This is a genomic window from Candidatus Koribacter versatilis Ellin345 (genome assembly GCF_000014005.1).
Classification (GTDB): domain Bacteria; phylum Acidobacteriota; class Terriglobia; order Terriglobales; family Acidobacteriaceae; genus Korobacter; species Korobacter versatilis_A.
In genome coordinates this window covers 1,641,240-1,667,164 of the sequence record NC_008009.1, presented here as the reverse complement: position 1 = coordinate 1,667,164, position 25,925 = coordinate 1,641,240, and the positions used below count along the sequence as shown (strand labels likewise).

Below are 25,925 nucleotides of genomic sequence, written 5' to 3'. Positions count from 1 at the left end.
CGCTCAGGTTACTTTACGTAAGGCGACATCTGCTCGCGCAGGTTCCAGTGAGAATCGCGTTCCGCATTCGTAAGCCACCAGCGCACATCGGCCGCGGCAAAGGTGTCGTCGGGCTTGCGAATCGCCCACCAGTGCGACGGGGTGGTGCGGACCTTGAGAGACGCGGCTTTTAGGAATTCGGCGCGCAAGTCGTCCACCACGGTATCGGCGAGCACTGAGACGTTCAGGGCGAGGAGGAGTTTGCGGAAGAGTTTTCCGCAGGCACGTGCAGATTCGGCGGTCTGGGGCTGGAGCGACAGCGTGAGCATGGATGCGAACCGGTATCGGCCGGCTTGCGTAATGGAAACGACTAGGGTCGCTTCACCATGCGGCGTTTTCAGGCGCAGCGGGACCGACCCATTGGAGTTTCTTGCCGCGCAGTAAACCTGCCAGAAATCTCCAGCACGCTGCACGAAGGCGTGATTCGCTGTGTCTAGCGGCATCTGCGGAACGATTGCGTCGGGAGGGCAGACCTCTGTTCCCGGAACGAGTGGCAGGGATTGCAAATGGAGGGGAGCGGGCAGGCTGGAGGACATCAGTCCGCCGAGCGCGGCCAGCGCCGCCGCTGGACTGACGACACAGATCGCGTTGACGCTCTCGATTTTCGTCGCTCGACGCGAGATTGGGGTTTGCGAATGGGTGGTCCCGATGCTGCCGAATTTTCGTCCGGGCAGAGCCAAGAGATGAGCAAACAACTTGCCGGCTGCCGGGGTGAGTTGCAGACGCGGAAGCACAGCCCAATCCACCAGCATGTGCCCAGGATACAGACTGCCGTTGAGGGTTATCGGCATGGGATAGGCGCCCATGCATCCGGTCATGGTATTTCCGGAGAAATTTCCATAGAGTCCGCTGCCGGGACACGCTGCGACATGCGGGTTGTCGAAGTACTTCACGAGAACGACATCCCAACTGCCTGCGCCGATGTGCACCGGCCAAAGTGACCGGCGGAACTCGGCGTACACCTCGGCGTCTTGCTTGGTGAGCAGTCGGATACTCATATCAGCAGGATGATCCGCCATCGACGACAAAGGTTTGTCCGGTGATGAACCGTGCACCTTCGCCCATGAGGAACAGGACCATCGGGAGAACATCTTCGGTCGTGCCCATTCTTCCGAGCGGAACCCGGCGAAGGACCGAGGCTCTTTGCGCTTCGCCGAGCGAGCCGGTCATTTCGGTCTCAAGAAATCCGGGCAACACGGCGTTTACGGTGACGTTTGCCGGAGCAATTTCTCGTGCGAGACTTTTTGTCATTCCGATCATTGCGGACTTGGTGGCAGCATAAGCGCTCAGGCCGCGGTATCCCGTAAGACTCACAATCGACGAGATGGAGACGATGGTCTTGGGTTCGGTGCGTGGCAAACGCAAGAACTCACGGACACATTCGCGGGTGAGCAGAAGCGAAGAGGTGACATTGATCTGGATCAACTCTTCGATGCGATGCGGCGGCATGATCGCCAACAAGCCATCGTAGCCAACAGCAGCGTTGTTCACGAGCGCATGGATGTGATGGAAGCGCTGGCGTGCGGCCTTAACCACCGCCGCAGCGGAGCCGGGGTCCTTCTGGTCGGCGACAAGATAATGCAGGTTGTCGGGGTATTCCTTGAGCAGGGCCGTGATCTCTTTGGTTTGGCTGCGGCTGAAGGTGCAGACGTTGTATCCCTCTTTCAGGCATGCGCGAACGATGCCCAGACCGAGGCCCTTGCTTCCGCCGGAGACGATTACGGCGCGTCTTTCCATTTATAGAGTCCCTCGGATCAGCTTTCCCGAAGAGCTCACGGCGAGTTCTTCGACGAATTCAATTTTGCGCGGAACAGCGTAGGCAGGCAACGTTGCACGGCATGCCTGCATGATCGTCACCCTCAGCGCGTCTAAATCACGAGAGGCTTCCGCCGCGACTTCAGCGCAGACCAACGTGCCCGCTAAAGAACTTGGTTTCCCGAATACATGCACCTGCAGCACACCCGGAACTTCGCTAATGCACTGTTCGACGATGGCCGGCGCGACCTTTGCGCCACCAACGTTCAGGATTTCGGTTTGGCGACCGAGGAAGTACATGCGGTCGCCTCGGCGTTCGACCTGATCGCCGGAGTTCGTCCACGGTTCGGAACTTTCGCCGCTTTGGCGACGCACCCAGAGCACGCCCTCGCGCACAGACAACTCTACGCGTCGCGATGGATCGTGGAGCCACGCGGATGGGAAGCCTGCGAGTCCATCCGATACGACGGTGCAGACGCCCGATTCGGTAGTCGCATAGACATGGGTTACGCGCGCGTGCGGAAACCAGAAGTGGAGCAGGTTCAGAGTGGCTTGGTCAACGCACTCTCCGCCGGCCGTGACTTGTTGGATGGAATGGGTCCACTCGCCGCGATCTAAGCGCATCAGCAGCGCCTTCCAGAGAGTCGGCGTACCGGAGAGGTGAGTTGGTTTGTACTGCTGAATCGCGGCGCTGAGCGCTTGCGGCGAGTATGAATCGGGAATGATGAGGGTGGATCCGTTGCACGCAGCGTGCAACAAGGTGTTGCATCCTGCGAACCTGGACAAAGGATAGAGGCTCATCCAGCGGGCCTCGTGCAAGCCATCGGAAACTTTAACGCTCGCCAACAGACGTTGCCATGAATATCCGACTGGCTTCGGCTTCCCCGTGGTGCCTGAGGTGCAGAGCCAAACCGGATGGGCTTCGTCGGCAGCGACGGGACCGTTCAACGGCTCTACTGCATGCGCCTGGAACCTTGCAGCATCGGGAGGCACCGTGACCACCAGTTGGGTGCAGTTCAGTTCAGACGCGTGCGGAAGACCGGCAACGCCAAGTTCTCCGGGCAGAATCGCAATCCTGACGTTTCGCTGGTGCGCCCACAACAACGCTGCAACATAGAGCGGGCCGTCCGCCATAGCAAACGCTACCCTACCGGGCGGAACGCCTAGCGACGCATCCAGCGCTGCGGAGAGGTCCCGCAATGCGGGCGAGGAATATTCGACTCCGGCATGAACGACGCGAATAGTCGAGGGTTGCGATTCGAGACTGAGTTCGGACATCACTGCGGATGCTGGCGGCTGACGGTTTGCTCGTAAAGTGCAGCCATCTGGCCGAGGTTCTGCGGCACTTCGTTGAGGGAGTCATCGGAGAAAGGATCGACGCCATAACGCTCCTCGAGACGGGCGACGAGGGAAGCGATATCGAGCGAATCGAGTCCGCATTCGAGGATCGGTGTAGTAGGCGCAAGTTCGCTGGGCACATCTCCGCGTTCGCGGATGATGGCGCGGATGGTCTCCGACAACTCGTCAAAATAATTGGCCATTTAAAATCCCTGGTTCTCCTTGTATTAGTGCGCCATTGCGGGATGCGCGCACTGCTGCCGCTGCGTCCTTAAGTCTTCAGCCCAGTCGTATTTTTCGCGGGTGCCGATCGCCTTCACGAGCGAGAGATAGAAGTCTTCGCCGACCTCGGGGTCGAAAAGCATGTCGTTGTGGCAGAGCAGAGTGAACTCCCCGCCCGTAAGGCGGCAACGCTCCGCAAGTTCCCTCACCCGCGCAACAGCCTCCCCTCTTCCCAAGCCCATGTACTGCTTTGCGATCAGCGAGCACTCCATGACAAGCAGCGGAATTTCAAGAAGGTCGTAGGGCCGGTCCTCGGCGAAATTCCACGGCCGATAAGGGATGCAAGTACCAGCACGGAAGCCGATGCAGTCAGCATAACCTACCGAACTGTCGTACTTCAGCCCAGCCTTTTCCCAATCTCCCCAACACGATGGGAGCCACCTTAAATAGTGATGGCGGCCACCGATCGCATCGGTCTGAATCGCCGATCGCAGACTCTCGGATTCTGCTCGAAGCAACTCGGGGTTGCCAAAGGCGAAGTAACTGGCGTGATATCCCATCTCGACGTGCTCGGCCAGGAAATGCAAGAAATGCTGCCGGACGCGGCGGTCGGAAATCGAATAGCCGGAATCGTACTCGGAAGGCGTGCTGGCCATCCAGTAAACTGCGGAACTCAAATTCTGTTCTTTCGAGATCTGGATGATGCGGTCCACCGATCGAAGCGCGGGAGGATCCACCAGCGCAAAAGCGCTCAACAGGGACAAGGCGGTGTCCTGCGGACGACGGCTTCGGAGTGTCTCCTTTAAAGCGGTTCGAAAGTGGAACGGGATACCGATGCGGTCGATGTCGTGTGACAGCTTGAGCGCGAATTCGCGGGGCTGCGGGCTCCATTCTGGCGAGAGGACTTCTAACGCCTGGCGGAGACCCAAACCGTACTCATCGACAATGGCGCGGCCGAGAAATCCTTCGCGAAACGCGACACTGGCGTTTGCCGGAAATCGCCCATGCGGGTCGCGCTCGTTGGACGCGGTCTCCTCAAGGCGCGCGAGCACGGCGATAGCAATGGTGGGAAGGTCGGTTTTGCAACGGATTACATGGTCGGAAACGAGGTCGAAGAGGCAGCCTTGCGGGACCGGTTCGGGATGGTGCGGCAATATGAAATCGGGAACCAGTCGGTGCACGCGATCATCGGGTGGAAACATCCAGCCGAGACGGACCGTCCTGTCGCATGCGCTTTTGGCGGGGAAAATTGGGAATTCGATGCGCTTCTGGCGCGCCCAACCGAGTCGCACCGCGAGACATTCCGGTCCAGTGGTCACTTCGCATTCGGCCCAATCGTGCGCGGTGACGCCGGCTCGCCGAAACAACTCGTAAAGGCCGTGGACTCGCAGGCCTGAAGATATTTTCGGCGGGAACATCTGTTGATTCTATTGGGCGAGGTACATCGGAATGCTCCGAAACAGCACGCAGGAAGACGCGATTCCCGAAATGAGAATTGTCGGGGTGATGTGACTTGGAAAACGGATGGAGTTGTGGGTTGTTGGCGGCTAAATTGGGGTCCGAAATCTCAGATGTGGAGGATGTGCTTCGCCCACTTCCCTACTACCGGGATCTCGGCCCATTCGCCGCGGTTGGCCTTAAGCGCGTAGACGATGGCCATGATCAGGGTAAGGACGCCACCGGCCATCATCGCGAGCCAGAAGAACGGGAAGATGACGAACAATGCGAACGGCGGTTGCGACGAATGGCCTTGGGCAGCCACGGTTCCGAATATGCTTGCGAACATCACGACGAAGAAAATTGCCCCGAAGACCATCACCGCGGCGAGATAGAACATTTGGAAGAGCAGCACCTGGAGCGCGTGGAATGAGACAAACTTCGATTCGCGCTTGGTGAAGAAGATGATGAGGGGGGCAATCCATCCGCCAAGCATTTGCAGCGCGTGCGCGAGCGTTGCCATGGTGCGTTCGTCCGGAGAAGGAACGTAGAGATCTACGGTGGCGGGCGGAAGTTGGCTGTCCATTGCGGGTACTGTAGCGCGAATCTTCGCAGGAGTACATAATGCTCGCCTCCCACCCTCCCTTTCGGGGAATGGTGGGGCACCCACAGAATTACAAGTCAAAATTGCAAGCCTGTAATATCGCAGAGCTGCAATATCTGCATTGCAACCAATATTTATGCGGCTTCCGGCGTTGACACCCAACCCAAAACCGACCTAACATCTCTGCCTGAAGCTGTACGCGAACAGGAGCCACACACGTGACGCTAGGAAGCTTTCTCAAGAAGCAGTTCATTGATGTAATTGACTGGACCGAGCCCGAGGACGGGATCCTCGCCTATCGCTACCCGATGCAGGACCGCGAGATCCAGAATGGCGGCAAGCTCACGGTGCGCGACTCGCAGATGGCGCTGTTCGTAAACGAAGGCAAGATCGCCGACCAGTTCAACCCCGGCCTTTACACGCTGAACACTAATACCCTGCCGCTTCTGACGTACATCATGAACTGGGACAAGGCGTTCCAGTCGCCGTTTAAGTCGGACGTGTACTTCTACTCGACGCGGCAGCAGACTGACCAGCACTGGGGGACGCCGAACCCGATCACCATCCGCGATAAGGATTTTGGGATGATCCGGATGCGCGGCTTTGGTATTTACGCGTACCACATCAGCGACCCAAAGACCTTCTACCAGAAGATTAGCGGCACGCGCGAGACTTACACCGCGGCGGAGCTCGAAGGCCAGCTGCGGAACACGATCATCGCGATGATGACTGATGCGTTCGCCAACAGCCAGGTTCCCTTCCTCGATCTTGCGGCCAACCAGACGATGCTGGCGCAGAAGATATCGGAGAAAGTTGGGCCGACGTTTACCGGCTACGGCCTGACGCTGGACAGCTTTGTTGTCGAGAACGTATCGCTGCCCGATGAGTTGCAGAAGGTGCTCGACCAGCGGATTGAGATGAATATGGTCGGCAATCTGCAGCAGTACACGCAGTTCCAGGCAGCGCAGTCGATCCCGATTGCAGCGGCCAACGAAGGTGGCGGTGCGGGCATTGGCGCTGGACTGGGCGCGGGCATTGCCATGGGACAGGCGATTGCGGGAGCGGTGCAAGGCGGAATGAATCCTCCGCCGCAGGGCGGCGCGCCGACAGGCGGGGGAGCACCTACGGGTGGCGCTCCGGCGGGCGGAGCAGCGACGGCGAGTGCGACGAAGTTTTGCATGAGTTGCGGGAAGTCGATTCCGCGGTCAGCGGGGTTCTGTCCGGAGTGCGGGCAAAAGCAGGGATAGCAGCCGAGAGCATGAGCAGGGGCTAAAGCCCCGAATTAAACAGGGTGTATTTCGGCAGCGCTGAAGCGCTGCCCTGATACAAATCTTCAGAGTCCGCGGAGACACCCTCCGCGGATTTTTTTGTTACCCTTCTCGACATGCTGAATCATCTTGCCTGGGATTCCGTTGAACTTGAAGTGATGAACCCGCTGCTTTCGCGGCAGTGCATTCATACCGCGGATGTCACCTTCGCGCGCGTGCTGCTGAAGAAGGGCTGCGTGGTGCCGGAGCACCATCACGTGGCGTCGCAGATCTCCTACACCGTCTCGGGATCGTTAACGTTTTATCTCGACGGGAAACAGATCACGGTGCACCCGGGCGAGGTGCTGACCATCCCACCCAACATGCCGCATAAGGCGGTGGCCGAGGAAGATACGGTGGAGTTCGACATCTTCACGCCGCCGCGCTATGACTGGATCAATAAAGACGACGCATACCTGCGCAAGTAGAGAGGCCCGATGAAAGCGATTCGCGTCCATGAATTTGGCGGTCCTGAGGTATTGAAGCTGGAAGAAGTGCCGGAGCCGAAGCCCGGCGCCCACGAAGTGGTGGTGCAGATCAAGGCCGCGGGCGTGAACCCGGTAGAGACGTATCAGCGCAGCGGCAAGTATCCGTCGTTACCGAAGCTGCCGTGGACGCCGGGCAACGACGGTGCGGGCATCGTGCACTCCGTCGGCGGCGATGTGAAATCGGTGAAGGCTGGCGATCGCGTATATCTCGCCGGGAGTTCGACGGGCACTTACGCGGAATACAGCTTAAGTAGCGAATCGCAGGTGCATCTGCTGCCGAAGAATGTGAGCTTCGCGCAGGGCGCGGCGGTGGGTATTCCCTACGGCACGGCTTATCGCGGGTTGTTCCAGCGCGCGAAGTCGCTGCCGAATGAGATCGTGTTTATCAATGGCGCGAGCGGTGCAGTGGGACTGGCGGCGGTGCAATTGGCGCGGGCGTATGGATGTCTCGTCATTGGCACGGCGGGAAGCGATAAAGGGCTTTCGCTGGTGCAGGAGCACGGCGCGCACTATGCGTTCAATCACAGCGCCGAGGACCTGGCGCAGAGAGTTGCGAATATCTGCAACCTTCGCGGGAAGCAAGGGCCGGATGTGATTCTCGAGATGTTGGCCAATAAAAACCTCGCAAAAGATATGCAGATGCTGGGACGTCATGGGCGCATCGTCGTGATTGGCAATCGCGGCTCGATCGAAGTGAATCCGCGCGATATCATGGCAAAAGATGGGGCGATTCTCGGGATGTCGTTGCCGACCGCGAGCGATGTGGAGAAGTCAGCGATTTATTCGGCGATTGGGTCAGCGCTGGAGATTGGTGTCGCGAAACCGGTGGTTTCAAAGGAATATCCGCTGGCGGATGCGGCGAAGGCGCAGGTGGATGTGATTGAGAGTTCCTCGCACGGCAAGCTTGTGCTGGTTCCGTAGTTCCTGCTGCTTAGTTCTAAAGGGCACGCTCCGGCGTGCCTTTTGCCTTAGTCCGATTTCTTGAGCAGCATTCGCCTGTGCTGCTGGCATCGTAGTTATGAGCTAGCCCAGCCCACAGGCCTATGTCCACAGTTTCGAAATTGCGCAACTCTGTATTGGTTTTTGCCGCGTGCATGACTGCATCCGGAGTCTCCCTCGCGCAGAACGAACTCGATCTCTATACCACTGCCGTGCGCCAAAGCCGCATCTCCGACCGGAGTGCGTGGATGGCGCGGTTTCTAAAGGAACATCCGCAGAGTGATTTGCGCGAGGATGCGCTTGAAGTCCTGGTATGGGACGCGATGGAAAGCGGCCAGCGTGACCAGTCGCGCCAATATGCGCAAGAGTTGCGGCAGATTGATCCGCACAATGCGCTGGCGATGGCGGTCGTGGCTGAAACGCGCGCAGAGACCACCGGTCGCGCCGACAAGAAAGCGGCGGCACAGGCTTTTGAAATAGCGAAGGCCGGGATCCAGGTGTATCCGCAAATGCATCGGCCGGAAGGCATGCGTGAGGGCGAGTTCATCCTGCTACAGCGGCAGGTGGTCGCGGTGCTCGATGGCGAAGCAGGCCTTGGATATCTCGCGGATAAAGATTACGAAGCGGCGCGCCGATATCTGCACGAGGCGGTTGCCATTCGTCCACAGGACCCGCGTTATCTTTACGGACTTTCGTTGGCGCTGCTCGACGGGAAAGACGCGATGCAGCAGGAGGGCTATCTCTATCTCGCGCGCACAGTGAACCTGACGCAAGGAACGCCGGCGGGACAGCAGATCGCAAATTACGCGCAGAAACGCTTCGAAAAACAGGGCGGTACGACTGCATCGTGGAACGAGTATCTTGCCGCGGCGACGACGCCGGGCATGCCGCGACGTGCGCCAGCGACGCAGCCTGAGGCCCCAATAGTCGCGAAGAACGTGCCGCCAACGCGGCCGGGAGTGCAGCCGCAATCCGAACCGCGTGAGACGAACCCTGAGGAGATTCCGCAGCCGACGTTTAAGCGTGAGTATGTGGCGCGCACGTCTCCCGTCTCGATGGGCATTTTGATTCAGACAGAACACCTGACGAAGGAGAACCGCCGACAGATCCTCGACGCGCTTACCGACATGATCCGGCACCTGCGCAACGACGATGAAGTGTTCATCATGGCGTATGGCAAGAGCCTGCAATTCGAGCAGGACCTCACCGGTAATCCGAAGCTTCTGGAAGAAGCGATGGAGCAGATCAAAGCGGAGAGCGGCACTGCCCTGCTCGATGCCGTGGGCTTTGCTGCGGGACACCTGGAGCGCATTGCGACCAACAAGAACCGGCTGTTGCTGGTGATTTCGGATGGGCGGAATACGCCGTCGAAGGACAATCCGCTTACGCTCTCGCAGAAACTGAATACGGTGCGGGTGGATTGCATTGGGCTTGATGTGGATGGCGATTCGGGGCGGCGTCAGTTGGAGTCGCTGGCGGCGTATTCAGGCGGGCAGGTGAGTTTTGCGAGCGACACGCGGCAACTGCGCACGGCGGCGGTGCAGATGGCGGAAGCGATTGGGATTGAGTTTCCGGATTAGCGGCTTACGCGAGAGGACAGCAGATCCCACGTCGGGCTGACGCCCTCCTCTGGATGACAAGAGAGAGTTGTGGTAGGGGAGATGGTGTGTCGGCTTACGCTAAGAAGAACAGCCGGCAGGATTATTTTGAGTGGGCGGTTTGGGCGCCCTTCATCGCGTACATTTTGTGGTCGGCGGCATCCAGGGTTTCGTCGAGGGTGGCGCCGTCCTTCCATTGCGCTACGCCGATGCTGAGCGACAGTTCGAAGTCCTTGAGCTGGCCGCTGTGGTTCCAGTCGGTGAGGTTGCGATTTATGCGGTCCACGACGTGGGTGGCGTGCTCGGCGGTGGACTCCGGAAGGATGATGAGGAACTCATCGCCCCCGTAGCGCACCACCGCATCGGAGCCGCGCACGGAAGTCCGCAGCAGGGCCGCGACTTCGGCGAGCACCACGTCGCCGGTAAGGTGGCCGAACTTGCTGTTCACTTGGCGGAACTTGTCCACATCAATGAGCATGAAGGTGAGGTCGGTCTTGCGGCGGCGCGCGCTGCTGATATAGCGGCCGGCCATGTCGTCGAGCGAGCGGCGGTTATAGACCTCGGTCAGCGGATCGGTGAAGGACTGTAGCCGCACCAGTTCGTTCTGAATGGTGGACGAGATCAGTTGCTGGCGCACCTTGCGGTACTGGAAGCGTCGCGTAACGATATAGCCGTTGGCAATGGTCAAGAGCGCGATCAGGCCGAAGAAGCTCTCCTTGCTGATGGAGACCTCGAAGTGAAATTGTCCGCCACGCAGGAATGCCGCCGGCGCCAGCACCAGGAGCAGGCATCCGCCTACCATGGCTCCAATCGAAAGCAGGATCAGCCATAATTCCGTGTCACGTTTCTCGATGGAAGCGAGTTGCTGGCTGAGGCTCGCGAGCATCCCCTTGGAATGCTGCGAGGCATCGAGTTGTGGCGTGGGCAGGTTCATGCCTTGGCCGCCCGGAATGCAGGCGGAGTTGAGCCTTCAGTATGCGCGAAATTTGTGGGAGCGCAAGGTTACTGAGGTGTGACAAACGGGCATGGCACGAAAAGGAAAATGCCCGGGAAACCGGGCATTTTCAGGCACATACGCTTTATCAGAAGGCGATGTACGACCCTGAGGCAAGTGAGCTGCTGGCGCCGTCAAAACCGATGAACACGGTGCGTCCGAAGAAGAACGGGAGTCCCCAGTCGAACGAGGTGTCATCGGTGTTGGTGCCGGCAAGGTCGTCGAGCGCAAACCCAGTCGTCGTGTTCGCGTTGCCGACCTTGAAGTTCACTGTGGTTGTGGACGTTGGGGTCGCCGAAGCGGCCATCGTCGCCGATTCGCTGAGCTCCGAGGATGGGCAGTAGAAGTACGCCGGGTTCGCAGCCGTTCCCAGGTTGCAGCCTGTGATGCCCGTGCTCGTGGTCAGCGTGGTTGTGTTGGTGATGGTGCCGAAGAAATATGCGTTGGAACCGGTGTCCGCGTAGCTGGAACCGTAGGTGGTGGATTGGAACTTAGTAGTGAAATCACCCTTCGAATCGAGCTTCACCGCAGTGACGCCGGAAGCCGGAGTGTTGTTCGATTGCGTCCCGACACCGAAGAACATGGTGCCGGATGCGGTTCCCGAACCGCTGTCGGGGCTACCCAGCTGGATCATGACGCCGTTGTTGTCGGCGGCGAAGGTCTGCACCGGATTCACCACCTGGTTGGACTCGGGGGTCGCGGCCTGAGTGCAGGAACTCGCGGAAGAACTGGAGCAACCGAAGTACAAGTCGAATTTCTGGACCGTAGTGCAGTAGGTGCCACAGTCGGTACCGAAGTTTCCGACACCGAGAATGCCCTTGGCGCCGAGATCATTGACGGTGGAAACCTGCGAGCTGCCGGCGACAGCGACCGTCGAAGTGCAGGTGGTTGGAGCAGCCGTATTCATCATCAACTGAACCGGCACCGATGAACCCTTTTCGCCCGCCATCTCAATGTCAGCCGAGACGACTGGGCCCCACGCGTAGCTATCCACGAAAGGCAGGCATTCATAGAGCGAGCCACTGCCGGACGCAATCGGGCTCAGGGTGAAGCCGCTGGGAAGTTCACTGGAGAAGATGCGAAGCCCGAACGAGCCGGTATCCACAAGGACGTGGTCGATCGCGGTGCAGTTCGAAGTACCCGGCTGGCAGACGGTCACGGTGGCAAACAGGATGTTGGCATAGCCACCATTGGTCAGGTCGGAAGGCCCGGGGCCAACGCTCAATGCGACGGAGTTGGCCACGGTGCCGCCACCACCGCCGCCACCGCCGTTGTCGATGGATTTGCTGCTGCTGCAGGCCGCAAGGATCACGAGCAATGCGCTAAGGAGCAAGAGCGAGAGGATGCGCTTCATCGGATCTCCTCCGTTGCGACGCCTTGCGGCACCGCGCTCGCCACGTACGCGCGCACATGGTAGGAGCGCAGGTGTCCGGTCGCCTCATAGACGACGTCGCCAACCCGGACGATCACCGGACCGCCCATGTGACGTCCATTGTGTGCGGACTTCATTGCCTGCGCGAGCTGTGCGGAGTAGCTACCCAGCACCGAGTTGCTCTCGCCGATCACAGGGCCGTGGTAGGAGACACCGAAAACTTTGCCGGCAGGCGAGACGTACTCCCGCACCACCGCGTTCGAGTCGGTCCGAATTTCGTGAACAGCATAGGACTGTGCGCGATTCACCTGGAGCGATCCGCGCAAGCGCTGCTGGTCAGCTTTGACTGAATTTTCGTTTCCGCCTAACTCGGCATTGGCCGTCGCCGGCAGGAGCAGCAGTGCGGCACCCGCGGCAACGGTTAAGCTCTTTCGCAACCATCCACGTACAGATCTCATAGACCCCACTGAGGTACGCAATTCGACTCCAGATTGAGAGATGTTGTTTCGTGCTGAAAGGTGGGACGGGGCTCGGGCCGGAATGTCTGCTGCCGCAAGGGACACAGAATGTAAATGTGTGTTAGGAATAATGAACAACTCTCGTCGGCTCACGTTGGAGAAAAAATGATTCGTTCGCTCGCGCGCCTTTTCGTGGTGCCCACTTTGTTTTGCTCTTTCGGTTTTGCCCAGAACGCGTGGACTCCGAAGGAGATCAACGACATGCGCGACATCCGCGATGCTGCGCTTAGCAGTGATTACGGATACCAGGAACTCTCCTACCTCACCGACAGCATTGGCCCGCGCCTGACAGGCTCGGCGCAGTATAACGCCGCGGCAGACTACGTTGCGGCAGAGATGCGAAAGCTTGGCCTGGAAGTGACGCTGGAGAAAGCGACGGTGCCCCATTGGGTGCGGCGTAACGAAAGTGGTGAGCTGGTGACCTATCCGGGCCAGGCCAATCATTTTCCGCAAAAAATTGTTCTCACTGCGCTCGGACATAGCGTGGGTACTCCGGCCGATGGCGTTACGGCGGAAGTCGTCGTCGTGAATAACTCCGACGAACTGCATGCGCTCGGCGACAAAGTGCAAGGCAAGATCGTTCTCTTCAACGCGAAGTATGACGACCGTCTGCGCGATGCCGGATATTCCTTCGACGCTTATGGAGACGCGGTTCGTTATCGCGGCATTGGTCCGGCGGAAGCAGCGAAGCTTGGAGCAGTGGGCGCGCTGGTGCGGTCCGTAGGAAGTGCGGATTATCGTCTTCCACACACCGGACTGACGCTGGTGGATCCGAAGGGCAAGAATGTTCCCGCGGCGGCGGTGAGTGCGGAAGACGCCGATCTTCTTGCGCGGCTCACCAAGCGCGGACCGGTGCAGATGAAACTTGTGCTTAACACCGAGATGCTCGAGCCTGTGACCGGCTATAACGTGATCGCAGATCTCAAGGGCAGCGAACATCCCGATGAGTACGTGATTGTCTCCGGGCACCTCGACTCATGGGACCTGGGCACCGGCGCGATTGACGACGGCGCCGGCGTGGCGATTGCGATGCAAGCGGTGGAGACGATTCATCGTTTGAATTTGCACCCGAAACGGACGATCCGCTTTGTAGCGTGGGTGGATGAAGAAGGCGGCATCAGCGGAGCGCTGCAGTACGCAAAGGACTATCCGGCGGCAAAGCATTTTGGGACCATTGAGAGCGATACCGGCGCCGGGCATCCGATCGGCTACATTACCGACAGCTCAGATGAAGCCTTCAAAGTGCTGGCGCCGATTGCGCCCCTGCTGGAAGAAATGGGCGTGGTCGTAAACCGAACTGGTGAAGAGGCGGGAGCCGACATCAGCCCGCTATCGTGGGCCGGAGTTCCGGGATTTGCCCCGCTGATGGACAGCCGGAAGTACTTCGATTACCACCACACGGCCGCCGACACGCTCGATAAAGTTGATCCGAAAGAACTTCGGGAGAACGGGGCGCTGGTCGGGGTACTCGCGTACGGGCTGGCAAACTGCGCCAAAACGCTGCCGAGAATCGCAAAACCTGTTCCCGACTGGATGAAATAACATCTAAGGACTAAAGATCACACAAGTGGTACCTTGCGGCAGGGTGCCGGGTTCCTTATGATGGCACCTCCAGACCACTCTTAGTGCCACGTTTATGCGTTTGAAGTCCATTTTCGTCGTTGCGGTATTGCTGCTGTGCTGCCTCACGTTGCCGGCCCAGGATTCGCATCCGAACTTTACCGGCGTCTGGAAGCTCGACAGCGGGCGGAGCAGCCTGAATAGCAAGGCGCCGGATTCCGTCACGCTGTATATCCATCAAAATGATCCTGATTTCCACCTGCGCCGGACCGAGGTGCAGCACGGGAAGTCGTCCGCCTGGAGCGTCCACGGGCGCACCGATGGCAAGCCGCTGGAGTCGAAGGGCCGCGAGGGCGTGAAGCGCACCCACATGTACTGGCAGGGATCGCAACTGGTGCTGGAGTGGAAGACGGACAGCAAGAGTGGCGAGATGCAGAAGACCGTGCGCTACACCTTGAGCGACGGCGGCAGGACGCTCATCGCCCACGAAGACGATAACAAGTGGGTGTTTACGAAGAGCGGGTAGTTTTCGCTGTGCAAGCGAAGGCATTGGGGCGAGGATATGGGTCCTTCGACTGCGCGTGCTTCGCACGCTTCGCTCAGGATGACAGACTTATTTGGAAGAGATGCGGCGCTGCTGGCCTTCGCGTTCGGCGTCGGCTGAGACCGGTTGAAGCTGCTCGAGTCCCCAGAAATTGCTGACCAACTCAAGACTCTCCACGCCGATGTGCTGGTGGGAGTTCGTTTCCTTCGTTCCGACCCAAACGACGCGGAAGTTAGCAGCGGCTCGCCCGCGCGTAATACGAATGACGACACCGAGACGCAAGGGCAGAGTGACGCCGGCAATGCGGGCGCCGCGTCGGGACACGTTGAGCGTGTGCGCGAGACAGTTCACTGAATCGCCGTCTTCATTGATGGCGGAGATACGAATCGGAACTACGGCCGGAATTCTTGATTCTTTTCTTGTGGGACCCATGGTTTATCGTTATTCATCATGTACCACATACGTGTTAACGGCTCAAGAGGGCTGACGCGATGTTTACAAAAAGTAGATCGGCAGTGGGAGGCACTTGGTTGAGGACACCTGATTGTACTCCCTGCTCGTTTCCACTTTGAACCGTTTTAATAAAGAACTTTTTCCCCCGAAACCGGCTTCTCTCTCTATAATCCTTGCGGGTAAACGATACATGGCCAGGAGAACCGCCCTGAAACGCTATCTACTAGCTCCGCTCGCAGCCGTTATTCTCATTTCGACCTTCAGCGCCGCTCAGGCCGCCGCTCCAGCCCCCACCGACGCAGCTGCTGCGCATCGTGAGGCTGCACTGCGCCAGACCCAGAAACTCGACAAGAACTGGGCGATCCAGTCTTCCTGTAAGGTGCAAGCCAAAGGCCCTGAGATTTCCACCGCGGCCTTCAAAGCTACCGGATGGATCCCGACTTCAGTACCTTCGACCGTATTTGCGGCGCAAGTCACGGCGGGGATTTTCAAAGATCCGTTCTTCGGAATGAATCTGCGCCAGATTCCCGGCGTCACCTATCCAATTGGAACGGTATTTGCACGCCGCGACATGGATCCCGATAGCCCCTACGCGTGCTCGTGGTGGTACCGCACTGAGTTTACCGCGTCTGCGGCCCAAAAAGGGCGTCACGCGAATCTTCATTTCAATGGGATTACGTATCGCGCCAACATTTGGATGAACGGAAAGCAGATTGCCGATAAGGACCACATTGTCGGCACCTACCGGCACTACGAACTTCCCGTGGAATTGAAGACTGGAACCAACGTCCTCGCCGTAGAAGTGACCGCGACCGCCGGTAACGAACTGGGCTACAACTGGGTGGATTGGAACCCCTCGCCGCCGGACAAGAACATGGGCCTGTGGCGTGAAGTGTTCCTCAGCTATAACGGCGGCGTAGCGGTGCGCAATCCGCAGATCAACAGCCATGTGGCCGACGACCTGAGCACCGCCTCACTCGAAGTCAGCGCGGAAGTTCGCAACGACAGCGACGCGCCCGTGGAAGGCACGCTGCGCGCTTCGATGCCGGGCGTAAACATCGAGCAGAAGGTGACCCTCGCGAAGGGCGAGAACAAGCTGGTCACGTTCGATCCGCAACAGTTCAAGCAGTTGGTTATCCAGCACCCGAAGCTATGGTGGCCAGCGCAGATGGGCCTGCCCACGCTGCACAATATGAAATTTGAATTCGTCGCTGGTGGCAAAGTGACGGACGAGTCCACCTTGCGCTTCGGTATCCGTGAAGTGAAAGGCGTGCTCGGTGATAACGACAAGGGCCGCCTTATTTCCATCAACGGACGCCGCATTTTGATTCGCGGTGGCGGCTGGGCGCCGGACATGATGCTGCGCTTCTCGCGCGCCCGGCTGGAGAGCGAACTGCACTACGTGCTCGACATGCACCTGAACGCGATCCGTCTTGAAGGCAAGATGGAAAACCCCGAACTCTACGATGTGGCAGACGAGTACGGCGTGTTGGTGATGGCGGGCTGGTGCTGCTGCGATTGGTGGGAGCAGTGGGAAAAGTGGAAGCCGGAAAATTTCGATGTCGCGTATGCTTCCCTGCGCTCGCAGATGTACGAACTGCGCCAGCATCCCAGCGTGTTCCTGTGGCTGAACGGCAGCGACAATCCGCCGATCGCGGAGGTGGAGTCGAAGTATCTCGCGATCGAAAAAGAAATGAACATCCAGATACCGACGATGTCGTCCGCGACCGCGAAGGTGACGGAGGTCACCGGGCGCACGGGCGGGAAGATGAGCGGCCCGTACGATTACGTCCCGCCGGATTACTGGATGCAGGACAAGATTCTTGGCGGCAGCTTCAGCTTCAACACCGAAACCAGCGCCGGCGCCGCACCGCTGACGATGAAGTCGCTGAAGAAGACGATTCCAGCCGACCATCTATGGCCGATTGATGAGGTCTGGAACTACCATGCGGGCGGCGGCGAGTTTAAAGACATCCACCGCTTTACCAACGCGATGACACAGCGTTATGGCGCTGCGAATTCCGCGGAAGAGTTCGCGACCAAGGGCCAGGCCATGGCATACGAAAATGAGCGCGCCATGTACGAAGGCTATTCCCGCAACAAGTACAGCTCTACGGGCGTGATCCAGTGGATGCTGAACAATGCGTGGCCGGGGATCATCTGGCACCTGTACGACTACTACCTCACTCCCGCAGGCGGCTACTTTGGCACTAAAAAGGCTTGCGAACCGGTACACGTTGCGTACTCGTATGACGACAACTCCATCGCCGTCATCAACTCGACCTACGAGCCGGTGAAGGGGCTGAAGGTCACGGCGCGGGTGCTGAATTTCGACCTGAGCGAAAAGTTCAGCAAGACCGCAACGGTGGACGTGGATGCCGATGGCGTTGCTAAGCCGATTACTCTTCCGAATATCGATGGCCTGAGCACGACGTACTTCGTTCGTCTCGACGCTGAAGATGCGCAGGGCAAGCCGGTGAGCAATAACTTCTACTGGCTCTCAACCAAGGCCGACACCTTCGACGCAAGCAAGAGCACGTTCTTCGATAGCGAAATCACCGGCTGGGGCGATCTGACCCAGCTCAACTCGCTTGAGAAAGTAAAACCGGAAGTGCACGCTACGGTGGAACACAAAGACGGCAAAGTTGTCGTCCGCGTTGGGCTGCAGAATGCCTCGACCTCGCTGGCGTTCATGACCCACCTCGCGATTGCCAAGGGCAAAGGCGGAGACGATATCGCCCCGATCCTATGGAGCGACAACTACGTCTCCATGCTACCCAAGGAAAAGCGCGAACTCACCGCGACGTTCGATGCCAAGGAACTCGACGGGAAGACGCCGGTACTGGAAGTGGATGGCTGGAATATTACGCCGGGTGCGGTACCTCTCTCTGCAGCAGCAGCAAGCAAGTAGCAAGCTATACCCTCAACCTCAGCGGCGCGAAGAGCGCCGCTTTTTTTGTGCCTGATATCAGATGCGTCTTGATTCGCACGAACAAGATATTGGACATATCGGTGGGCTCAGCGCCAACATAAGAACACGAAATGCCCGCGCAAATCACTCTCGCCGAGTCTCCCTTGGACATTGCTCATGTCGCAGAGCTATTTCGCGAGTACGCCGCATGGCTCGCCTTCCCGCTGGACTTTCAGAACTTCGACGAAGAACTCACGACGCTTCCCGGTAAATATGCTTCCCCGACCGGGCGATTGCTTCTTGCGCGCTGCGATGGCCTTCCGGCCGGATGTGGTGCGTTCCGACCACTCGACCCGAAGGTCTGTGAGATGAAGCGTGTCTTCGTGCGGCCGGAGTTTCGCGGACATCAGCTCGGCTACGCGATGATCGTGCGACTCATCTCCGAGGCCCGCGAGGCAGGCTACGAGTTCATACGGCTGGACACGATCCCGGGCAAAATGCCGGACGCCAACCGGATTTACCGCACGCTTGGGTTCTACGAAATCCCTCCCTACTACCAAGGCAATCCGCACGCCGACGCCTGCTACCTGGAGGTTCGCTTGTAATTTTGTTGGGGCAGGTAACGACTAGCGGTCTTCCCTCTCCACCGCCGCGAGTTCATCGCGCAATTCGCCGAGCAGCGGAAGAAACGCTTCGGCTCCGGAGCCTCCAAGATGTTGTAGCCGGCGTTCGATGTCGGCGACGATCTCAATCGCGTTCTGAAATGCACGCACACTGAATTCCGGCTGGCCGGAAAGACGGTACGCGCGCACTTCGTCCACCAGGCTGAAGCCGATATCCACATCCGCTTCGATCAGTTGGATGAGCGCCTGGTCATGCGCATTACGATGCAAGTGAGCCACGAGTACCCCACGGATCCGTGAAAATGCCGGCCGTCGTCAAAAGACGCGACCGGCATTGTTCTACAAAACAGGCTGTTTTGTCTCGCGGAAAACAGAGCAGCGGGTTGCGATGGTTAATTCGCTGCGGCCTTCTTCTTCGCCAGGTCGTAGCGGTCGAGGTTCATCACCTTGGTCCACGCCGCCACGAAGTCGTGTACGAACTTCTCCTTGGCGTCATTGCAGGCATAGACCTCGGCAAATGCGCGCAGCTGCGAGTGCGAACCGAAGATGAGGTCCACGCGGGTGGCAGTCCACTTCACGTGGTCGCCCTGGCGGTCGCGCGCTTCGTATACGCCATCAGCGCCCGAGGGCTGCCAACGATTGTTCATATCGAGCAGGTTGACGAAGAAATCGTTCGTCAGCGTCTCGGGATGGCTGGTAAATACGCCATGCTTGGAGTGCCCGTAATTCGCGCCGAGCACGCGCAAGCCGCCGACGAGCGCCGTCATCTCCGGAGCGGTGAGACGCAGCAGTTGCGCTTTGTCCACCAACATCTCCTCCGCCGGACGCGGTTGTCCCTTCTGGTGATAGTTGCGGAAGCCATCGGCCTTCGGCTCCATCACGGAGAACGACTTCACATCGGTATGTTCCTGCGAAGCGTCAGTGCGACCCGGCGTGAACGGAACTTTCACGCTATGGCCGCCCTTCTTCGCCGCCTCTTCCACCGCGGCGCAACCGCCGAGAATAATCAGGTCGGCCAGCGATATTTTCTTCTTGCCGCCCTGCGCATTGAAGTCGTGCTGGATTTTTTCGAGCACGGGCAGCACCTTCGCCAACTCCTTCGGCTGGTTTACTTCCCAGTCTTTTTGCGGAGTCAGGCGAATGCGCGCGCCATTAGCGCCACCACGCTTGTCGGAGCCGCGGAACGACGATGCCGCAGCCCATGCCGTCGTGACCAGTTGCGAGACCGTCAGGCCGGACGCGAGAAGCTTTGCCTTCAGCGCCGCTACATCGCTGTCGTTCACCAGTTCGTGATCGACAGCTGGAACGGGATCCTGCCAAACCTGCGGCTCTTTCGGAACCAGCTTGCCGAGATAGCGTGGCAGCGGACCCATATCGCGATGGGTGAGCTTGTACCAGGCCTTTGCGAACGCGTCTGCGAACTCCTGCGGGTGCTCGTGGAAGCGCTTCGAGATCGGCCCGTAGATCGGATCAACCTTCAGCGAAATATCGGTGGTCGCCATAAACGGCGCGTGACGCTTGGTCTTGTCATGCGCGTCTGGAACTGTGTCTTTGCCGGCACCATTCTTCGGCGTCCACTGGTTGGCGCCTGCCGGGCTCTTGGTCAGTTCCCAGTCGTAGCCGAACAGGTTGTCGAAGAAGCCGTTGTCCCACTTGATGGGATTCGTGGTCCACGCGCCTTCCAGGCCGCTGGTAATGGTGTGGTAGCCGTGTCCGTGGCCTAGCTTGTTCTTCCAGCCCAGGCCTTGCTCTTCGATGCCCGCGCCCTCCGGTTCGGGACCGACATACTCCGTCGGAACGCCTGCACCGTGAGTCTTACCGAAGGTGTGGCCGCCGGCAATCAACGCAACCGTTTCCTCGTCATTCATCGCCATACGAGCAAAGGTCTCGCGGATGTCGACGGCCGCCGCCGCCGGATCGGGCTTGCCGTTCGGGCCTTCGGGATTCACGTAGATCAGGCCCATTTGCACCGCGCCCAGAGGGTTCTCAAGGTCGCGCTCGCCGCTGTAGCGCTTGTCGTCGAGCCACTTGCCTTCCGGACCCCAGTAGATGTCTTCGCTCGGCTCCCAAACGTCTTCGCGTCCGCCGGCAAAACCGAAGGTCTTGAAGCCCATGGATTCCAGCGCGACGTTGCCGGCCAGGACCATTAGGTCGGCCCACGAGAGTTTGCGTCCGTACTTCTGCTTGATGGGCCAGAGAAGGCGGCGTGCCTTGTCGAGGTTGCCGTTGTCGGGCCAGCTATTGAGGGGAGCGAAGCGCTGCTCGCCGGAACCGGCGCCGCCGCGGCCGTCTCCTATGCGATACGTGCCTGCGCTGTGCCATGCCATACGAATGAAAAACGGCCCGTAGTGCCCGTAGTCGGCCGGCCACCATGGCTGCGAATCGGTCATGAGGTGGCGGAGGTCTTTGACGACGGCATCGAGATCGAGGGTCTTGAACTCTTCGGCGTAATTGAAGCCCTCGGGCATCGGGTCAGAGAGCGGAGAGTGTTGGTGCAGGATATTGATGTTGAGCTGGTTTGGCCACCAATTGGCGTTGCTCCGCGCGCCCGCTAGCGTATGGGCACCTACGGGACACTTGGCTTCGTTCAAGGTGTTGGTCTGATTGCCCGGTACAGGCGCCTTCACTTTAGATACGAGTTCATTTTCCATCCGACCATATTCTTCCCCCGGTTGCCAGAGGTAAAATATATCTTTCCTATGTATCCCATAGGAACTGCGTCTTAGGACGGGACCCGATGGAAGTCCACCAGCTTCGCTATTTTTGCGCTGTCGCGCGCCACGGCACGTTCACCCGCGCCTCCGAGGTGGAGCACGTGGCGCAGCCTTCGCTCTCGCAGCAGATCCTCAAGCTCGAAGCCGAACTCGGCGCGCGCCTCTTCGATCGTCTGCCGCGCTCGGCAAAGCTCACGGTTTTTGGCAAAGCGTTTCTGCCCAACGCGGAACGTATCCTGCGACAGTTGGATGAGGCCAAGACCGAGCTGCTTGAGATGACGAGCAACGAGAAGGGCGAAGTCACAGTTGGCATTATTCCCACCATCGCCGCGTACTTGCTTCCCAAGTTGCTCAACGGCTTATCGGTGCGCCATCCCGACGTTACGGTCAAGATCTCCGAAGACATCACGCCCGTCCTATTGCAGCGTCTGCATGACGGCAGCATTGATATGGCAATCGCCGCATTGCCGATTCCAGGCACGGAACTCGCCAGTGAGGAGCTTTTCGAAGAGAAGTTTTATGCGGTGCTGCCGGAGAAACATCGCCGCGCTTCGCGTGCGTCCATCAGCCTCGCTGATTTGAACCGCGAACCGTTTCTGTTGCTGAAGGAAGGCCACTGTTTCCGCGACAGCGTGATCGCCGCCTGTAATCAGGCGGCGATGTCCCCGAGCGTCGTATTCGAGAGCGGACAGTTCGCCACGATCCTCGCCATGGTCTCCGCTGGGATGGGCGTTTCTGCGGTACCCGCGATGGCGGTGCAGCCGCATCCCGGATGCAAGTTCATTCCGATCTCCGGCAAGCACAGCTCGCGCAAGGTTGGCATCGTGACTTCGCGCCACCACTTTCAGGGGCGCGCACAACGCTTGCTGCTGAAGCAAATGCGCGATGCGTGCGGGAAATCGGCGAAGCCGTAACCTCTTCATCAGCACTGTTGCGGATGTCCTAGTGTCCTTCCGGCGAAACTCCCATCGTCCTATTACCGCATTGAGGCGGTGACGTAGTTGGGCTATGCTACGCCACACTTTTCTCCTTTCTCAGTCGCGCCCCTTTCCGACTTCCCTTTCTCCGACGGCTCCGGGCTTCCAATTCATCTCTCGAGGAGCAGCACCATGAAATTCGTGTGCGCAGTCGTCGTACTGCTTGCCATTACCTTGGTTGGTTTTTCGCAAACGCAGCCTGCGACGGAAGTGGTTGTACCGCATCTCATTCGTTTTGCCGGTACCGTAAAAGGCGCTACCGGCCGGGTTGCCATCACCTTCAGCTTGCATAAGAGCGATCGCGACGATGCCGCACTGTGGACTGAAACACAGAACGTGCAGCTTGAAGACGGCAAGTACACCATCCTGCTTGGCGCAACTAAAGCCGAGGGACTACCCTTCGACCTGTTTACTTCCGGTGAAGCGCAATGGCTCTCGATTCGCGTGGAAGGCCGTCCTGAGCAGCGCGTACTGCTGGTCAGCGTGCCTTATGCGTTGAAAGCCGCCGAGGCCGAGACCCTCGCTGGACATAGCGCCAGCGAGTTCGTGACGACCGAAAAAGTCACCAACCTGGTGCAACAGCAGTTGCAGCAGCAACAAACTGCACCCACGAAATCCGCAACAACGAAGAAAGACGCGGGCGCAAAAGGCAACGTCTTAACGAGTACTGCCACGAACTTCACTGACAACACCGCAAACCAGGTTGTCCTCGTCACACAGAAAGGCGCCGGCAATGGCCTGGTGTCGAATTCGATTTCTGCCAACGGCGTTTCCGGAACGACCGCGTCGAGTGCGGGGGTTGGTGTCTCTGGCGCGAACACTGCGGCAACGGGCCTCGCGATTGGTGTGCGTGGATCAACGGTTGCTGATAGCGGCATCTCCGTATACGGCACAGCGGGCGGAACTAGCGGCACGGCGACTGGCGTGAAAGGAATTTCGGCGGCGCCGAATGGCTACGGCGTCTTCGGCCAGAACACTGCGACCACCGGGCTGGCAATCGGCTTCCGTGGCACAACGGCTTCCACCAGCGGCATCGGCATCTATGGCACTTCGACGGCGACAACAGGCAGCACTGTCGGCGTACGTGCGTCTGTGGCGAGCGTCAGCGGCACCTCTGCCATCCTGCAAAACACCGCGGGCGGAAAATTATTGAGCGGCCTCTCTGGCAGCGGATCGAGCGAAGTCTTCAGCGTGCTTGGCAACGGGAACCTCACCGCCGGCGCAGCGAGTTTCAACGGGCCCGTCACCTTCGCTTCCGGCCAGACTTTCCCCGGAACGCTACCCAATTTCGGCGTGCAAACCATGAATGGAGACCTGATCCTGCAAGGTTTATCCAGTCCTACGCCGTTGAACGCAGCCAGTGACAGTACCGCCGGAACCTACTTCACGCTCTTCAACAACAGCGGCAGCGGAAGTGGCTGGCAGTTCGTCACCACCGGCACGGGCGCCTCGCAAGGAGCCGGACACTTGCTGTTCTACGGAGGCCCAAATCCCCAGTCGGTGATCATCCAGGCGCCTGTAAGCGCCGGCGATGTCACATCGAGCTTCCTGCATTCGAACACTACGGTGCGCGCGGAAACCGGGCTCTCCCTCGGCGGCAATGCAACTTTGAAAGTCGATGCGCCGGGCATTGTCGGCGGGCAGTTCGTGGTTCAGAACGGCACCATGAGCATTAATCAGGACGTTCCCGTGAGCAGCAATTCGCGCATGGTGTTCACCGGTTACCTGTTCGGCGATACCGGCGACTCCGGCCTGCTCGGGTCGACTCTCGGTTACATCCATCCGGAACGCGACATCGTGGTCACCGGAATTTTTGGATCCACCAACAACAAGGGAGTTGGGAACTGCGGCAACGACGCGATCATCACGCTCGAGCAACCAGGAAATCCAAGTACACCCAAGGTCAACCTGGACATCATCGAGGGCATCCCGACGTGGTCAAACATGTTCCTGAGTGTCCCATTCAACTCGGTTTACGATCTTCAAATCGTGCTGACGCAAAATTCAGGAGGCTGTGCGCCGTTTTCGCATACCACGAATAACCCGGTGATCTCGGTGGTCTACTACATGAAGTGAGTTCGCGGAGCGGGAAGGACTCAGGCGGCAGGCAGGGCGACAACTTCGCGAATCCGATCCCGAACTTCTTTCAGTATCCAGTAGAGTCGTGACAGAGATGGAGGCTCGTCGATCCTGCCCATGGCTTCACGCAGCTCGCTTTCAAGTTCGCGAAGGTTGGCGAGTTGCTCTTCCTGGTCCGTCACGCCTCCATCGTGACAATGTTACGAAGCGAGGGCTATCCCACATATCGGTTAAATACTTGCGCAACCATGTGACATTGCCATTTTGCGTAGCCGCTTTGTGGGGTGTACGGCAGGCCACGGACTATTGGGTCCAGATAAATAAAAAGCCCATCCCGCAGGATGGGCTTTAGTTCTTCCGATCAATCACCGTTTGTGCGGTGGAGGCGCCTGTCGTGACTGCATCTGCTGGCGCTGCTGGGTGTGCTTCTCCGCCATGGACTGCGTCTGTTGCCGGTGTTTCTGTTCCACACCTTGTTGCCGCTCTGGAGGCATATGTTGCTGTTGCAGCTTCACGTGTTCGCTGTCCTGCTTCTGCTGCAGCTTCTGCCGATCCTTTTCCTGTTTCGCATAGAGCTTGTCCTGCTGTTGCTGGTACTTCTTGTCCAACTTCGTGTCGCCGGTGTTCGGCGTAGGCATGTGCTCGGTTGGCGGCAGGTCCTTCGGATGAACGTAAGCTTTGTTCTCCGTCGTCCCGCGGGCCTCTGGCCGGTAAGGCGCACCCGCTTCTTTTGCGGGAATGACATGCCCGCGGAAGTCGCCGGGCTTCTCCGTTGCCGCGATCGGCGGCCTTCCCTGGTTCGCCTTGGCGTGCAGTTGGGGGTTCTGCCGCGCGGCATGTTCGTGTTCACGTTGCGGGCCTACTGGCGCGATGTGCCGCTCGCGCGCCCATTCTTCCTGCTCGCGCGTGGGCCGCGCCGCGATGCCACCTTCGCCGCCGTGGTAACTCACGTGGCTGTTGTTGTTGATGGTCACGTGCTCGTTATAGACGTTGGTGATGTTGGTGACGTTGACTCGCGTAACTTCGCGGTTATAGAAGAAGCGACCCCCTTGCCAGCGTCCGCCCCAATAGCCGTCGCCGAAGTAGCCGAAGCCATAGTTGATGCCGCCGTAGAAGCCGACGTGCGGTCCCCAATACCCGTCATGGAAGATGAAGACTCCGGCCTCCCATCCCCACCACGGGGGCGTCCACAGAAATCCCACTTCCGGCGCGAGCACCCAGGTGCCCGGCACCCAGTAATAGTCGTCAATGTCTGCGTCCCAAGCCCAGTAACCCGGAGTCCAGATGTAGCCATCACCCGGGCACAGGGGTTGTTCGTACACCGGAATGGCGGGCGGCCCAAAGCTGACGGAAATTGCTACCTGCGCCAGTGCACTCCCTGAAACCGCGAGCAGCAAAACGCAGAGTGCGATCCAGTATTTGGTTCGAATGCGTTGCATCTTCGTCTCCTCTC

At 59.0% G+C, this 25,925-nt stretch carries 23 protein-coding genes; 10 read left to right on the top strand and 13 right to left on the bottom strand.

The genetic code is table 11. The features are described 5' to 3' along the window. Window positions 1-8: 8 nt before the first annotated feature. From ACID345_RS07075 to ACID345_RS25220, 6 genes are all read right to left on the bottom strand, one after another. Window positions 9-1,037 (bottom strand): hypothetical protein, encoded by a 1,029-nt coding sequence (locus ACID345_RS07075; RefSeq protein WP_011522179.1) that lies wholly within the window; start codon window positions 1,035-1,037, stop codon window positions 9-11. A 1-nt stretch (window position 1,038) separates the two neighbouring features. Then, window positions 1,039-1,776 carry an SDR family NAD(P)-dependent oxidoreductase gene (locus ACID345_RS07070; protein ID WP_011522178.1) on the bottom strand — a complete coding sequence of 246 codons (738 nt, stop codon included), beginning with the start codon at window positions 1,774-1,776 and terminating at the stop codon, window positions 1,039-1,041. Then, the gene (locus ACID345_RS25225) at window positions 1,777-3,072 is read right to left on the bottom strand and encodes a class I adenylate-forming enzyme family protein (RefSeq protein WP_049761773.1); all 1,296 of its coding nucleotides are present in this window, start codon (window positions 3,070-3,072) and stop codon (window positions 1,777-1,779) included. Further along, complete coding sequence (locus tag ACID345_RS07060; protein WP_011522176.1) at window positions 3,072-3,335, bottom strand: acyl carrier protein; 264 nt, start codon at window positions 3,333-3,335, stop codon at window positions 3,072-3,074. The genes ACID345_RS25225 and ACID345_RS07060 overlap by 1 nt, the downstream gene beginning before the upstream one ends. A 24-nt stretch (window positions 3,336-3,359) precedes the next feature. Next, on the bottom strand, window positions 3,360-4,772 hold the full coding sequence (locus ACID345_RS07055; RefSeq protein ID WP_011522175.1) for a polysaccharide deacetylase family protein: 1,413 nt from the start codon (window positions 4,770-4,772) through the stop codon (window positions 3,360-3,362). 149 nt (window positions 4,773-4,921) lie between these two features. Then, entirely contained in the window at window positions 4,922-5,377 is a 456-nt protein-coding gene (locus ACID345_RS25220; protein ID WP_011522174.1) for a DUF4870 domain-containing protein, read from the bottom strand. Between the two features lie 236 nt (window positions 5,378-5,613). Here ACID345_RS25220 and ACID345_RS07045 point away from each other — a divergent pair, with 236 nt between their 5' ends. The 4 genes from ACID345_RS07045 to ACID345_RS07030 all read left to right on the top strand — a co-directional run bounded on the left by ACID345_RS07045 (window position 5,614) and on the right by ACID345_RS07030 (window position 9,709). After that, on the top strand, window positions 5,614-6,642 hold the full coding sequence (locus ACID345_RS07045; protein ID WP_011522173.1) for an SPFH domain-containing protein: 1,029 nt from the start codon (window positions 5,614-5,616) through the stop codon (window positions 6,640-6,642). A gap of 179 nt (window positions 6,643-6,821) precedes the next feature. Beyond that, entirely contained in the window at window positions 6,822-7,130 is a 309-nt protein-coding gene (locus tag ACID345_RS07040; protein ID WP_228370745.1) for a cupin domain-containing protein, read from the top strand. Between the two features lie 9 nt (window positions 7,131-7,139). Continuing rightward, complete coding sequence (locus ACID345_RS07035) at window positions 7,140-8,111, top strand: NADPH:quinone reductase (protein WP_011522171.1); 972 nt, start codon at window positions 7,140-7,142, stop codon at window positions 8,109-8,111. Between the two features lie 173 nt (window positions 8,112-8,284). Then, window positions 8,285-9,709 carry a VWA domain-containing protein gene (locus ACID345_RS07030; protein WP_041855520.1) on the top strand — a complete coding sequence of 475 codons (1,425 nt, stop codon included), beginning with the start codon at window positions 8,285-8,287 and terminating at the stop codon, window positions 9,707-9,709. A 121-nt stretch (window positions 9,710-9,830) separates the two neighbouring features. On the opposite strand, the gene ACID345_RS25215 is transcribed toward ACID345_RS07030, so the two are convergent. From ACID345_RS25215 to ACID345_RS07015, 3 genes are all read right to left on the bottom strand, one after another. Next, window positions 9,831-10,661 (bottom strand): GGDEF domain-containing protein, encoded by an 831-nt coding sequence (locus tag ACID345_RS25215; RefSeq protein WP_011522169.1) that lies wholly within the window; start codon window positions 10,659-10,661, stop codon window positions 9,831-9,833. A 148-nt stretch (window positions 10,662-10,809) separates the two neighbouring features. Beyond that, window positions 10,810-12,075 carry a DUF3443 domain-containing protein gene (locus tag ACID345_RS07020; RefSeq protein WP_011522168.1) on the bottom strand — a complete coding sequence of 422 codons (1,266 nt, stop codon included), beginning with the start codon at window positions 12,073-12,075 and terminating at the stop codon, window positions 10,810-10,812. Continuing rightward, entirely contained in the window at window positions 12,072-12,551 is a 480-nt protein-coding gene (locus tag ACID345_RS07015) for a DUF2844 domain-containing protein (protein ID WP_011522167.1), read from the bottom strand. Before ACID345_RS07015 ends, ACID345_RS07020 begins: the two co-directional genes overlap by 4 nt. 165 nt (window positions 12,552-12,716) lie before the next feature. Here ACID345_RS07015 and ACID345_RS07010 point away from each other — a divergent pair, with 165 nt between their 5' ends. Together ACID345_RS07010 and ACID345_RS07005 are read left to right on the top strand one after the other, a co-directional pair. After that, a complete protein-coding gene (locus tag ACID345_RS07010) occupies window positions 12,717-14,153 on the top strand; it encodes a M20/M25/M40 family metallo-hydrolase (protein WP_148210043.1) in 1,437 nt (478 codons plus the stop codon). A 94-nt stretch (window positions 14,154-14,247) separates the two neighbouring features. After that, window positions 14,248-14,697 carry a hypothetical protein gene (locus ACID345_RS07005; protein ID WP_011522165.1) on the top strand — a complete coding sequence of 150 codons (450 nt, stop codon included), beginning with the start codon at window positions 14,248-14,250 and terminating at the stop codon, window positions 14,695-14,697. 87 nt (window positions 14,698-14,784) lie between these two features. Here the strand turns inward: ACID345_RS07005 and ACID345_RS07000 are convergent, their stop codons facing one another. Next, window positions 14,785-15,147 carry a PilZ domain-containing protein gene (locus tag ACID345_RS07000; protein WP_011522164.1) on the bottom strand — a complete coding sequence of 121 codons (363 nt, stop codon included), beginning with the start codon at window positions 15,145-15,147 and terminating at the stop codon, window positions 14,785-14,787. 211 nt (window positions 15,148-15,358) lie between these two features. Here ACID345_RS07000 and ACID345_RS06995 point away from each other — a divergent pair, with 211 nt between their 5' ends. Together ACID345_RS06995 and ACID345_RS06990 are read left to right on the top strand one after the other, a co-directional pair. Beyond that, entirely contained in the window at window positions 15,359-18,079 is a 2,721-nt protein-coding gene (locus ACID345_RS06995; protein ID WP_011522163.1) for a glycoside hydrolase family 2 protein, read from the top strand. A 131-nt stretch (window positions 18,080-18,210) separates the two neighbouring features. Further along, entirely contained in the window at window positions 18,211-18,684 is a 474-nt protein-coding gene (locus ACID345_RS06990; protein ID WP_011522162.1) for a GNAT family N-acetyltransferase, read from the top strand. 21 nt (window positions 18,685-18,705) lie between these two features. Here ACID345_RS06990 and ACID345_RS06985 read toward each other — a convergent pair whose 3' ends face one another. Together ACID345_RS06985 and katG are read right to left on the bottom strand one after the other, a co-directional pair. Continuing rightward, window positions 18,706-18,981, bottom strand: a complete 276-nt coding sequence (locus ACID345_RS06985; RefSeq protein ID WP_011522161.1) for a hypothetical protein — start codon at window positions 18,979-18,981, stop codon at window positions 18,706-18,708. A 113-nt stretch (window positions 18,982-19,094) separates the two neighbouring features. Then, window positions 19,095-21,353, bottom strand: coding sequence for a catalase/peroxidase HPI (gene katG / locus ACID345_RS06980; protein WP_011522160.1), 2,259 nt, complete (start codon window positions 21,351-21,353; stop codon window positions 19,095-19,097). Between the two features lie 86 nt (window positions 21,354-21,439). Between katG and ACID345_RS06975 the strand changes: the two genes are divergently transcribed. Both ACID345_RS06975 and ACID345_RS06970 read left to right on the top strand, forming a co-directional pair. After that, window positions 21,440-22,330: a LysR family transcriptional regulator gene (locus ACID345_RS06975; RefSeq protein WP_011522159.1), complete on the top strand. Its 891-nt coding sequence runs from the start codon at window positions 21,440-21,442 to the stop codon at window positions 22,328-22,330. 195 nt (window positions 22,331-22,525) lie between these two features. Further along, on the top strand, window positions 22,526-24,469 hold the full coding sequence (locus ACID345_RS06970; RefSeq protein ID WP_011522158.1) for a hypothetical protein: 1,944 nt from the start codon (window positions 22,526-22,528) through the stop codon (window positions 24,467-24,469). A gap of 368 nt (window positions 24,470-24,837) precedes the next feature. Here the strand turns inward: ACID345_RS06970 and ACID345_RS25210 are convergent, their stop codons facing one another. Continuing rightward, complete coding sequence (locus tag ACID345_RS25210; protein ID WP_011522157.1) at window positions 24,838-25,911, bottom strand: YXWGXW repeat-containing protein; 1,074 nt, start codon at window positions 25,909-25,911, stop codon at window positions 24,838-24,840. Window positions 25,912-25,925: the final 14 nt, after the last annotated feature.

What these genes read in the sequence shown, in the direction of transcription:
- ACID345_RS07075 (WP_011522179.1), bottom strand. Translation starts at nt 1,037, where the DNA reads ATGAGTATCCGACTGCTCACCAAGCAAGACGCCGAGGTGTACGCCGAG.
- ACID345_RS07070 (WP_011522178.1), bottom strand. Translation starts at nt 1,776, where the DNA reads ATGGAAAGACGCGCCGTAATCGTCTCCGGCGGAAGCAAGGGCCTCGGT.
- ACID345_RS25225 (WP_049761773.1), bottom strand. Translation starts at nt 3,072, where the DNA reads ATGTCCGAACTCAGTCTCGAATCGCAACCCTCGACTATTCGCGTCGTT.
- ACID345_RS07060 (WP_011522176.1), bottom strand. Translation starts at nt 3,335, where the DNA reads ATGGCCAATTATTTTGACGAGTTGTCGGAGACCATCCGCGCCATCATC.
- ACID345_RS07055 (WP_011522175.1), bottom strand. Translation starts at nt 4,772, where the DNA reads ATGTTCCCGCCGAAAATATCTTCAGGCCTGCGAGTCCACGGCCTTTAC.
- ACID345_RS25220 (WP_011522174.1), bottom strand. Translation starts at nt 5,377, where the DNA reads ATGGACAGCCAACTTCCGCCCGCCACCGTAGATCTCTACGTTCCTTCT.
- ACID345_RS07040 (WP_228370745.1), top strand. Translation starts at nt 6,822, where the DNA reads ATGAACCCGCTGCTTTCGCGGCAGTGCATTCATACCGCGGATGTCACC.
- ACID345_RS07035 (WP_011522171.1), top strand. Translation starts at nt 7,140, where the DNA reads ATGAAAGCGATTCGCGTCCATGAATTTGGCGGTCCTGAGGTATTGAAG.
- ACID345_RS07030 (WP_041855520.1), top strand. Translation starts at nt 8,285, where the DNA reads ATGACTGCATCCGGAGTCTCCCTCGCGCAGAACGAACTCGATCTCTAT.
- ACID345_RS25215 (WP_011522169.1), bottom strand. Translation starts at nt 10,661, where the DNA reads ATGAACCTGCCCACGCCACAACTCGATGCCTCGCAGCATTCCAAGGGG.
- ACID345_RS07020 (WP_011522168.1), bottom strand. Translation starts at nt 12,075, where the DNA reads ATGAAGCGCATCCTCTCGCTCTTGCTCCTTAGCGCATTGCTCGTGATC.
- ACID345_RS07015 (WP_011522167.1), bottom strand. Translation starts at nt 12,551, where the DNA reads ATGAGATCTGTACGTGGATGGTTGCGAAAGAGCTTAACCGTTGCCGCG.
- ACID345_RS07010 (WP_148210043.1), top strand. Translation starts at nt 12,717, where the DNA reads ATGATTCGTTCGCTCGCGCGCCTTTTCGTGGTGCCCACTTTGTTTTGC.
- ACID345_RS07005 (WP_011522165.1), top strand. Translation starts at nt 14,248, where the DNA reads ATGCGTTTGAAGTCCATTTTCGTCGTTGCGGTATTGCTGCTGTGCTGC.
- ACID345_RS07000 (WP_011522164.1), bottom strand. Translation starts at nt 15,147, where the DNA reads ATGGGTCCCACAAGAAAAGAATCAAGAATTCCGGCCGTAGTTCCGATT.
- ACID345_RS06995 (WP_011522163.1), top strand. Translation starts at nt 15,359, where the DNA reads ATGGCCAGGAGAACCGCCCTGAAACGCTATCTACTAGCTCCGCTCGCA.
- ACID345_RS06990 (WP_011522162.1), top strand. Translation starts at nt 18,211, where the DNA reads ATGCCCGCGCAAATCACTCTCGCCGAGTCTCCCTTGGACATTGCTCAT.
- katG (WP_011522160.1), bottom strand. Translation starts at nt 21,353, where the DNA reads ATGGAAAATGAACTCGTATCTAAAGTGAAGGCGCCTGTACCGGGCAAT.
- ACID345_RS06975 (WP_011522159.1), top strand. Translation starts at nt 21,440, where the DNA reads ATGGAAGTCCACCAGCTTCGCTATTTTTGCGCTGTCGCGCGCCACGGC.
- ACID345_RS06970 (WP_011522158.1), top strand. Translation starts at nt 22,526, where the DNA reads ATGAAATTCGTGTGCGCAGTCGTCGTACTGCTTGCCATTACCTTGGTT.
- ACID345_RS25210 (WP_011522157.1), bottom strand. Translation starts at nt 25,911, where the DNA reads ATGCAACGCATTCGAACCAAATACTGGATCGCACTCTGCGTTTTGCTG.